The organism is Caulobacter sp. (assembly GCF_049283275.1).
In the GTDB taxonomy this organism is placed as follows: Bacteria; Pseudomonadota; Alphaproteobacteria; order Caulobacterales; family Caulobacteraceae; genus Caulobacter.
Genome location: NZ_JBAPVS010000183.1, coordinates 1 through 8960 on the forward strand (window position 1 = coordinate 1; position 8960 = coordinate 8960).

Consider the following 8960-nt stretch of genomic DNA (forward strand, 5'->3'; position numbering starts at 1 on the left):
GGCTTTCGCGGCGAGTGGGTGGGGAGGCGCGGAGCGGACCGGGCCCAGCCCGGATGACCGTGATGTGAGTTGTGCGTTTCGACTGGACCTGCCGCTCCGCGAAACCGTTCTTCTCAAGGGACGGCGACTGAGGGCTTGTTTCATCCCGATCGACGTTTCCCCTCAGGCGGGCAGGATCAAAGTCGCCCGGAAGGGGCCGTCAGCGACTCCGACTGATCCTGGAACAGGCCGGTTTGAACTCCCAGCCCCGTCGACCCGACCGACCCGCCATCGTCCGCGCCGGGTCTTGGGACCTTCTGAGCCCCGCCTCCCGAAACGACCCGATCGCCAAGCCAGCCGGCCCCGCTCGGTTCCATCTCCATCGCCTGCTTGGGCCGGTACCAAGAGCCCTCCCCCGCGATAGGGACGGGTTTGATTATGCGGCGGGTCTGAGGTCCGAGGATCGGTGACGCTGATTATTTTTCAGGGCGTTGGAAAGGTTGGGGTTCGTCGCGGCGCTGGCGGGGATGGACACGGTTGGATCCCCGCCTGGTGGCTCGGGCCCTACGGAATCAGCACCGTCGCTCCCGTGGTCTTCCGCCCCTCCAACGCCTCATGCGCGGCCCGGGCCTGCGCCAGCGGAAACGTCTGCCCGATCTGGATCTTCACCGCGCCGGACTCCAGCACGGCGAACAGGGCCGCCGCGCTCTCGTCCAGTTCGGCCGTCGTGACGATGTAGTCGAACAGGCGAGGCCGCGTGACGAACAGCGACTTGCCCGACAGCTCCAGCGGCGCGAACGGCGCAACAGGACCAGAGGCGTTGCCGAACGTCGCCAGCAGGCCACGCCGGCCCAGGCTCTTGAGGCTGGCCTCGAAGGTGTCCTTGCCGACGCCGTCATAGACCACGGCCACGCCCTGGCCGCCGGTGATCTGCGCCACCCGGGCGGCGATGTCTTCCTCGCCGTAGAGGATCACGTGGTCGGCGCCGTGATCGCGGGCGAGGGCGGCCTTGGCCTGCGATCCCACCGTGGCGATCACGGTCGCGCCCAGCGCCTTGACCCATTGCACCAGGATCGACCCCACGCCGCCGGCCGCCGCGTGGATCAACACGGTCTGACCGGGTTCGACCTTGTGACAGCGGCGGACCAGGAATTCGGCGGTCATGCCCTTGAGCAGGACGGCCGCGGCGGTCTCCAGGCTGACACGGTCCGGAACTTTCACCGCGCGATCGGCCGGGACCACGGCCGCCTGCGCATAGGCGCCGAGCGAACCATTATAGGCGACGCGATCACCGACCTTGAACCGTGTGACGCCCTCGCCCAGCGCCTCGACGACGCCCGCGGCTTCCATGCCCAGGACCGCCGGCATCTTGGTCGGGTAAAGTCCGCTGCGCTGATAGGTGTCGATGAAGTTCAGGCCCACGGCCTGGTGGCGGACCAGGATCTGGCCCGGTCCGGGCGAGGGGACGGGAAGGTCGACGGCCTCGAGGACCTCGGGGCCGCCGGTGCGGACGGCTTGTATGGCCAGCATGACGGTCAGACCAGGTTGGACTTGAAGAAGGCCAGGCTGCGAGCGTTGGCCCTACCGGCATCGGCCGCGTCGTAGTGCTCGCCGCCCACCCGGGCGAAGGCGTGGTCGCGGCCGGGATAGGTATGGATCTCGATTTGCGGGTGGTCCTTCAGCGCGTCGAGGATCACCTTCTGGGCCTCCTTCGGCACGAACTGGTCCTCCTCGGCGATATGGATCAGCAGGGGCCGGGCCAGCTTTTCGGCCTCGCCCACATACTTGTCGGTTCCAACGCCATAGTAGGAGATGCTGGCGTCGGCGTCGGTGCGGGTGGCCGTCAGGAAGGCCAGCAAGCCGCCCAGGCAGTAGCCGACCGCGCCGACCTTGCCGTTGACGCCGGGCAGGGCGCGGACGGCGGCGATGGTGGCGGCGATGTCCGAAACGCCGGTGTCGACGTCGAAGGCGTTGTAGAGCTCAAACGCCTTTTTCCACTCAGCCTCGCTCTGGTCGGTGATGTCGATGCCCGGCTCGATGCGCCAGAACAGATCGGGGCACACCGCCACGAAGCCCTGGGCGGCCAGCGCGTCGCAGACGTCGCGCATCACCTTGTTGACGCCGAAGATCTCCTGGATGACGACGACGGCTGGGGCAGGCGTCGTTGAAGGCCGCGCCACATAGGCCGAAAAGGCGCCGTCGGCGGTGGTGATCGTGAGGGTCTCGGACATGGGGTTCTCCGTATCCAGTGAGGCGTCGATGGGAGTTTCGACCGAAGCGCTCTAACGTGCGCCGATGCGGTCAGGGCATAACAATATCGTGCCCCTGCGGCAGGGAACCCCAGATCATGAAGATGACCATTGAGATTGACTGCACGCCGGTGGAGGCCCGCGCCTTCCTGGGCTTGCCGGATGTGAGCACCCTGAACGAGCACCTCGTCAAGGAGATGCAGGAGCGGATGACCTCCAACATGGCCATGCTGGCGCCGGAGGAGCTGATGAAGAACTGGATGGCGTTCGGGGTTGGGGCCCAGGACCAATTCCGCAAGCTGATGACGGCGGCGGCGGGCGCTGCTGTTGGTGGGATGGGCGGCAAGTCCGAATGAACGACACGATCTACGCGCCGGCCACCGGCGCGGGCAGGGCGGCCGTGGCGGTCGTGCGGATTTCGGGACCGCGTTCGGCCGAAGCTGTCCGGGCCCTGGCCGGCGACCTGCCCAAGCCGCGCCGCGCGGCCTTGCGCCAACTGACCCGTGAGGGGATCGCCTTGGACGACGCCCTGGTCCTGTGGTTCCAGGGACCGGCCAGCTACACCGGCGAGGACGCCGCGGAGTTTCACGTGCACGGCGGTCGGGCCGTGGTCGAGGCGCTGCTTGAAGCACTGGCCGCCGAGGGTCTTCGCCTGGCCGAGCCGGGCGAGTTCACACGACGCGCCTTCGAGAACGGCAAACTGGATCTGACCCAGGCCGAGGGCGTGGCCGACCTGATCGACGCCGAGACGGAGGCCCAACGTCGCCAGGCGCTGGGCCAGCTGGGCGGCGCGCTGAGCCAGCGCTACGACGCCTGGCGCGGGCTTCTGGTCCAGGCCCTGGCCATGCTGGAGGCGGCTGTCGACTTCCCCGATGAGGCGCTGCCCGAGGACGTCGCGGCGCGGGCCCGCCCGGGGCTGGAGGCCTTGGAGGCCGAGATCGGCGCGGCTCTGGAGGACGCCTCGCGCGGCCGGCGTGTACGAGACGGTTTCCGCATCGCCCTGGTCGGCGCGCCTAACGCCGGCAAGAGCACGCTCCTGAACGCCCTGGTCGAGCGTGACGCCGCCATTGTCACCGCCACGCCGGGCACGACCCGCGACATCATCGAGGTTCCGCTGACCCTGGGCGGCTACAAGGCCTTGCTGGCGGATACGGCCGGGCTGCGCACGACCGAAGACGCCATCGAAGCCGAGGGCGTGCGTCGGGCGCGGGCTTGGGCGGCTGAGGCGGACCTGCGGCTCTGGGTCATCGACGCCGCGATGTTTCACGTGAAACAAGACGATGAGCTGGCGGTCGTTCAGCCCGGGGACTGGGCGGTGGTCAATAAGATCGACCTGGTCGACGCCCGACGATTGGCCGAGCTGCGCGAGATCCTGTCCGCGCGGGGTCTGGCGGTGATCGAATTGGCGGCGCGCAAGCCGGGCGGCGCGGAGCAGGCGAGGGCGGCGCTGACGGCTCACGTGGTCCTGGCCCTGTCGGGGGCGGAATTCCCGGCCGCCACTCGGATCCGCCACGCTGAAAGTCTGACCGAAGCGCGGACCTATCTGCAGCGGGCCCTTTCCGATGTCGGACTGGAAGTCGAGCTTGCCGCCGAGGATGTGCGCCTGGCAGCCCGGTCTCTTTCTCGGATCACGGGGCGCATTGATCCCGAGGACGTGCTCGACCGCGTCTTTTCAAGCTTCTGCATCGGGAAGTGATGTTTCACGTGAAACATCGGCTTGAACTGTCCACAGGCTGATCACAGATGTCTCGACGGTGTTTCACGTGAAACACCCGCGACCGACTCGCCGCTGCGGGGACTCTCGCGTATAAGGTTGACGCGCCCCCGCCCAGACGGGGGCGTTCGCATTGAGGCGCGCAAGCTTGTCCAACACTTGGGATGTCATTGTCATCGGCGGCGGTCACGCCGGCTGCGAGGCCGCCGCCGCGTCGGCCCGCGCCGGTGCGCGCACGCTGCTGCTGACCCACAAGCGCGAGACCGTCGGCGAGATGTCGTGCAATCCGGCCATCGGCGGCCTGGGCAAGGGCCATCTGGTCCGTGAGATCGACGCCCTGGACGGCCTGATGGGCCGGATGGGCGACAAGGCCGGCATTCAGTACCGTCTTCTGAACCGCTCCAAGGGCCCCGCCGTGCGCGGCCCGCGCTCGCAGATCGACCGCAAGCTCTATCGCCAAGCCATGCAGGCCGAGCTGTTCGCCTATCCGAACCTCGACGTGATCGCCGCCGCCGCCGAAGACCTGATCGTCGAGGGCGGCGTTGTGGCCGGGGTGATCGACGGGGAGGGCGGCGTCTACCGCGCGCCTCGTGTTGTCCTGACCACGGGCACCTTCCTGAAGGGCGTCATCCATCAGGGCGAGACCCGGATCTCGGCCGGCCGGGTCGGTGACGCGCCCTCGATCGGGCTGTCGGATCGGCTCTACGCCCTGGGCTTCGACATGGGCCGCCTGAAGACCGGCACGCCCGCCCGTCTGGACGGCAAGACCATCGCCTGGGATCGCCTGGAGATGCAGGCCGCCGACGAGCAGCCCGAGCCCTTCTCGTTCCTGACGTCCCACGTGGACGTGCCGCAGATCCAATGCGGCATCACCTATACGACCGCCGAGACCCACAAGATTATCGCCGAGCGCCTGGGCGAGTCCGCGGTCTATGGCGGCCGCGCCACCGGGATCGGCCCGCGCTATTGCCCGTCGATCGAGGACAAGGTCGTCCGCTTCGCCGACAAGACCAGCCATCAGGTGTTCCTGGAGCCGGAGGGTCTGGACGACGACACGGTCTATCCGAACGGGATCTCCACCTCGGTCTCGGCCGAGACGCAGCTGCTCTTCCTGCGGACCATGCCGGGCCTCGAGAACGTCGAGGTCATCCGGTATGGCTATGCGATCGAGTATGACTATGTCGACCCGCGCGAGCTCTACCCGACCCTGGAGACCAAGCGCCTGGCCGGGCTCTATCTGGCGGGCCAGATCAACGGCACGACGGGCTACGAGGAAGCCGGCGCCCAGGGCCTGATGGCCGGGCTCAACGCGGCGTTGGCGGCGCAGGGCCGAGAGCCCGCGGTCTTCGCCCGTGACGAAGCCTATATCGGCGTGATGATCGACGACCTGGTCACCCGGGGCGTCACCGAACCCTATCGGATGTTCACCAGCCGCGCCGAGTTCCGCCTGATCCTGCGCGCCGACAACGCCGACCAGCGCCTGACCGACAAGGGCTTGGCCCTGGGCGTGGTGGGCCCGATCCGCGCGGAGGCCTGGGCCGCCAAGAAGGCCGAGCTGGAGACCGTTCGCGCCTTCGCCCGCTCGGTCACCCTGACGCCGGCCGAGGCCAATCGCGTCGGCTTCAAGGTCAATCACGATGGCCAGCGTCGCGACGTCCTGGCCATGCTGGCCTTGCCCGACGTCACCCTGGACGGCCTGACCGCGGTATGGCCGGAGATTTCCACGTGGAGCCCGATGGCCCGCGAGCAGATCGAGATCGAGGCGGCCTATGCCGGCTATCTCGACCGTCAGCGCAACGACGTCGAGGCCTTCCGCAAGGAAGAGGACCTGCGCCTGCCGGCCGATCTGGATTACGGCCTGGTCGGCAGCCTGTCGAACGAGGTGCGCGAGAAGCTGGCGCGGGTAAGGCCGCTGACCCTGGGCCAGGCGGCGCGGATCGAAGGCGTGACGCCGGGCGCCCTGACGGCCCTGCTGGCCCATGTTCGCCGGGCGAAGGCCGCTTGATGCCAACCCGCGCCGCGCCCCTGATCGTCGAGGAGCTCGACCCGGTCGATGCCGCCGCCTTCCAGCGGCTGACAGGCTGCACCGACGCGCAACTGGCCGACCTGACGCGGTTCCAGGCGCTGCTGGCGGAATGGAACCAAGTGATGAACCTGGTGGGTCCGGCCACGATCGCCCCCTACTGGAACCGTCACGCCTGGGACAGCGCCCAGCTGCTGAAGCTGGCGCCCGAGGCCAGGACTTGGGCCGACCTGGGCGCCGGCGCCGGCCTGCCCGGCGTGGTGCTGGCGATCCTGCTGAAGGACACGCCGGGAGCCAAGATCCACCTGGTCGAGAGCATGACCAAGCGGTGCCGTTTCCTGCAGGCGGCGGCCGACGCCCTGGACCTGCCCGTCGAGATCCACAACGCCCGCGCCGAGGAGCTGGACCTGAAGGTCGACGTCGTGACCGCCCGGGCCTGCGCGCCGATGGTCAGACTGCTGGGGTATGCCCAGCCCTACCTGAAGCGCGGTGCGACCGGTTGGTTCCTGAAGGGACAAGATGTCGCTTCGGAGCTGGCGGAAGCCGCTACATATTGGAAATTCGAGTCAGACCTGCGGCCCTCCCTGAGCGACCCGCGAGGCCAGATCGTGCAAGTGAAGGGGCTTAAGAGTGTCCGTAAAGTCTGACCAACCGCTGCGCGTCCTCGCCATCGCCAACCAGAAGGGCGGGGTGGGCAAGACCACGACTGCGATCAATCTGGGCACCGCCCTGGCGGCCTGCGGGGAGCGCGTGCTGCTGATTGACGCCGATCCCCAGGGCAACTGCTCCACGGGCCTGGGCATCACCCGCCAGCAGCGTCGCACCACCCTCTACGACGTCCTGATGGGCGAAGCTCCGGTGATCGAGGCCGCGGTCAGGACCGAGCTGCCGGGCCTGGACGTGATCCCGGCCGACGCCGACCTGTCGGGCGTGGAAATCGAGCTGGGCCAACAGGCGCGCCGTTCCTACCGCCTGCGCGACGCCTTGGAGCCGCTGCGCACGAGCGGTGATTATAGCTATGTGCTGATCGACTGCCCGCCGTCGCTGAACGTGCTGACCGTCAACGCCATGACCGCCGCCGATGCGGTGTTCGTGCCGCTGCAGTGCGAGTTCTTCGCCCTGGAAGGCTTGACCCAGCTGATGCGGACCATCGAGCGGGTGCGCGGCAGCCTCAATCCGAAGCTGGAGATCCAGGGCGTGGTGCTGACCATGTACGATCGCCGCAACAGCCTTTCGGACCAGGTGGCCAAGGATGTCCGGCAGCACTTTGGCGACAAGGTGTATGACGCGGTCATACCGCGGAACGTCCGGGTGTCCGAGGCGCCGTCGTTCGGCAAGCCCGTGCTGCTCTACGACCTCAAATGCGCCGGCAGTCAGGCCTATCTGCGGCTGGCGCGCGAGGTGATCAGCCGCGAGAAGTCCAGGCTCTCCCAGGCGGCTTGAACGCCGTCTGAGGATAACCATCCAAGTCATTGTCGAAGTTGAGTGTTGCGCGCGTGAGGGAGTCGGTCGTGGTGGGAGAGCCGGGGATGTCTGAAGGTCGTCGTGGATTGGGTCGTGGGCTTTCCGCCTTGCTCGGCGAAGTCGATTCCGCCCCCGCCCAGGCGCCGGGCGACACCAGCGGCGGCTCGCGTGAGGCGCCGATCGAACTGATCCGCCGCAATCCCGACCAGCCTCGCCGGACCTTCCGCGAGGATGACCTGGTAGAACTTGCGGATTCCATCCGCGAAAAAGGCGTCCTGCAGCCGATCCTGGTGCGTCCCGCGCCGGGCGCCTCCGGCGAATACCAGATCGTGGCCGGCGAGCGCCGCTGGCGGGCCGCTCAGCGGGCCGGCCTGAAGACCATCCCGATCATGGTGCGGGAGCTTGACGACTTGGCGGTGCTGGAGATCGGCATCATCGAGAACGTCCAGCGCGCCGACCTCAACGCCATCGAAGAGGCGCTGAGCTACAAGGTGCTGATCGAAAAGTTCGGCCAGACCCAGGAGATCATCGCCCAGACGGTCGGCAAGAGCCGCAGCCACGTGGCCAACACCCTGCGCCTGCTGTCGCTGCCGGAGTCGGTCCAGCACTATGTGACCTCGGGCGAGATGACCGCCGGCCACGCCCGCGCCATCGCCAACGTGCCTGACCCGGCCGCCCTGGCTCGCGAGGTCATCAGCAAGGGCCTGTCGGTCCGTGACGCCGAGGCCTTGGCCCGGCGCGCGCCGAACGCCGACGGCGAGGCTCGGGCCAAGTCGAGCGGCGGGCGTCCGTCCAAGTCGAAGGACACCGACACCCAATCGTTGGAAGCCGACCTGTCGTCGCTGCTCGGCCTGGATGTCGAGATCGACGATCGCGGCGGCGCCGGCGCCCTGACGATCCGCTACGCCACGCTCGAGCAGTTGGACGATCTCTGCAACCGCCTGACGCGGAGCGCCTGAGGCCGTCCCGGAGGGTCTTCTGTCGCGCACGGAAGGCGGCGAGTCCGTGCCCACGGCCGAGCTGTTTGCCAGAATTGAGCCTCAACCGGCGAAAAGTTCGTATAATCCTCTGAAATTACTGCGGAAATCTCGATATCAGCCTCGACTTTGATCGAGGCTTTCGGGGGCCGGATCTCGAAGATTCCTGTGGATGAAGGCTCTGGCGGTTTGACGAAGCCGACGACTCGTTGATCGAGGGTCGGCTAGAGCCCTAGCCGTCGCGCCTTGCCGGCGATCTGCAAGGCGAGGCGCTCGGAGATCAGCTGGTCGGGCGAGCCGGACGTCTTGCACGCCTTGTCTGCCGCCAGCACCTCGGCCTGCACCACCAGCAGATGGTCGAGAGTCCAGGCCCGGGCCTGGCGCAGGAACTCGCGCTCGCTTTTCCAGAACACGCCCGAGGCCTTGGCCGCAGCCGCCAGGTCGACGCCGTTCTTGTGCAGGGTCAGGGTGCGCCGAAGACGACCCAGGTGATAGCCCATGGCGCGCACGGCGGCGGGGCCGCCTTCGCCCTCGGCGGCGGCGCGGCGCAAACC

General features: G+C 68.0%; 8 protein-coding genes and 1 pseudogene. 6 read left to right on the plus strand and 3 right to left on the minus strand.

Annotation, left to right across the window (positions count from 1 at the left end):
• Positions 1-543: 543 nt before the first annotated feature.
• Positions 544-1509 carry a quinone oxidoreductase family protein gene (locus WAL33_RS10040; protein WP_422180954.1) on the minus strand — a complete coding sequence of 322 codons (966 nt, stop codon included), beginning with the start codon at positions 1507-1509 and terminating at the stop codon, positions 544-546.
• A gap of 5 nt (positions 1510-1514) precedes the next feature.
• The gene (locus WAL33_RS10045) at positions 1515-2210 is read right to left on the minus strand and encodes a dienelactone hydrolase family protein (RefSeq protein ID WP_422180956.1); all 696 of its coding nucleotides are present in this window, start codon (positions 2208-2210) and stop codon (positions 1515-1517) included.
• Between the two features lie 116 nt (positions 2211-2326).
• Here WAL33_RS10045 and WAL33_RS10050 point away from each other — a divergent pair, with 116 nt between their 5' ends.
• From WAL33_RS10050 to WAL33_RS10075, 6 genes are all read left to right on the plus strand, one after another.
• A complete protein-coding gene (locus WAL33_RS10050; RefSeq protein WP_422180958.1) occupies positions 2327-2584 on the plus strand; it encodes a DUF6489 family protein in 258 nt (85 codons plus the stop codon).
• On the plus strand, positions 2581-3924 hold the full coding sequence (gene mnmE / locus WAL33_RS10055; protein ID WP_422180960.1) for a tRNA uridine-5-carboxymethylaminomethyl(34) synthesis GTPase MnmE: 1344 nt from the start codon (positions 2581-2583) through the stop codon (positions 3922-3924). The genes WAL33_RS10050 and mnmE overlap by 4 nt, the downstream gene beginning before the upstream one ends.
• A gap of 166 nt (positions 3925-4090) precedes the next feature.
• On the plus strand, positions 4091-5947 hold the full coding sequence (gene mnmG / locus WAL33_RS10060; protein WP_422180962.1) for a tRNA uridine-5-carboxymethylaminomethyl(34) synthesis enzyme MnmG: 1857 nt from the start codon (positions 4091-4093) through the stop codon (positions 5945-5947).
• A complete protein-coding gene (rsmG, locus tag WAL33_RS10065; RefSeq protein WP_422180964.1) occupies positions 5947-6612 on the plus strand; it encodes a 16S rRNA (guanine(527)-N(7))-methyltransferase RsmG in 666 nt (221 codons plus the stop codon). Before mnmG ends, rsmG begins: the two co-directional genes overlap by 1 nt.
• Entirely contained in the window at positions 6596-7408 is an 813-nt protein-coding gene (locus tag WAL33_RS10070) for a ParA family protein (RefSeq protein ID WP_422180966.1), read from the plus strand. The genes rsmG and WAL33_RS10070 overlap by 17 nt, the downstream gene beginning before the upstream one ends.
• A gap of 86 nt (positions 7409-7494) precedes the next feature.
• Positions 7495-8388: a ParB/RepB/Spo0J family partition protein gene (locus WAL33_RS10075; RefSeq protein ID WP_422180968.1), complete on the plus strand. Its 894-nt coding sequence runs from the start codon at positions 7495-7497 to the stop codon at positions 8386-8388.
• Positions 8389-8630: 242 nt separating this feature from the next.
• On the opposite strand, the pseudogene WAL33_RS10080 reads toward WAL33_RS10075, so the two are convergent.
• Positions 8631-8960: pseudogene (locus WAL33_RS10080) on the minus strand (DNA polymerase III subunit delta); the annotation flags it as partial.

Excerpts from the sequence above, each read along its gene's own strand:
- rsmG (WP_422180964.1), top strand. The coding sequence starts at position 5,947 with ATGCCAACCCGCGCCGCGCCCCTGATCGTCGAGGAGCTCGACCCGGTC.
- WAL33_RS10075 (WP_422180968.1), top strand. The coding sequence starts at position 7,495 with ATGTCTGAAGGTCGTCGTGGATTGGGTCGTGGGCTTTCCGCCTTGCTC.
- WAL33_RS10050 (WP_422180958.1), top strand. The coding sequence starts at position 2,327 with ATGAAGATGACCATTGAGATTGACTGCACGCCGGTGGAGGCCCGCGCC.
- mnmE (WP_422180960.1), top strand. The coding sequence starts at position 2,581 with ATGAACGACACGATCTACGCGCCGGCCACCGGCGCGGGCAGGGCGGCC.
- WAL33_RS10040 (WP_422180954.1), bottom strand. The coding sequence starts at position 1,509 with ATGCTGGCCATACAAGCCGTCCGCACCGGCGGCCCCGAGGTCCTCGAG.
- WAL33_RS10045 (WP_422180956.1), bottom strand. The coding sequence starts at position 2,210 with ATGTCCGAGACCCTCACGATCACCACCGCCGACGGCGCCTTTTCGGCC.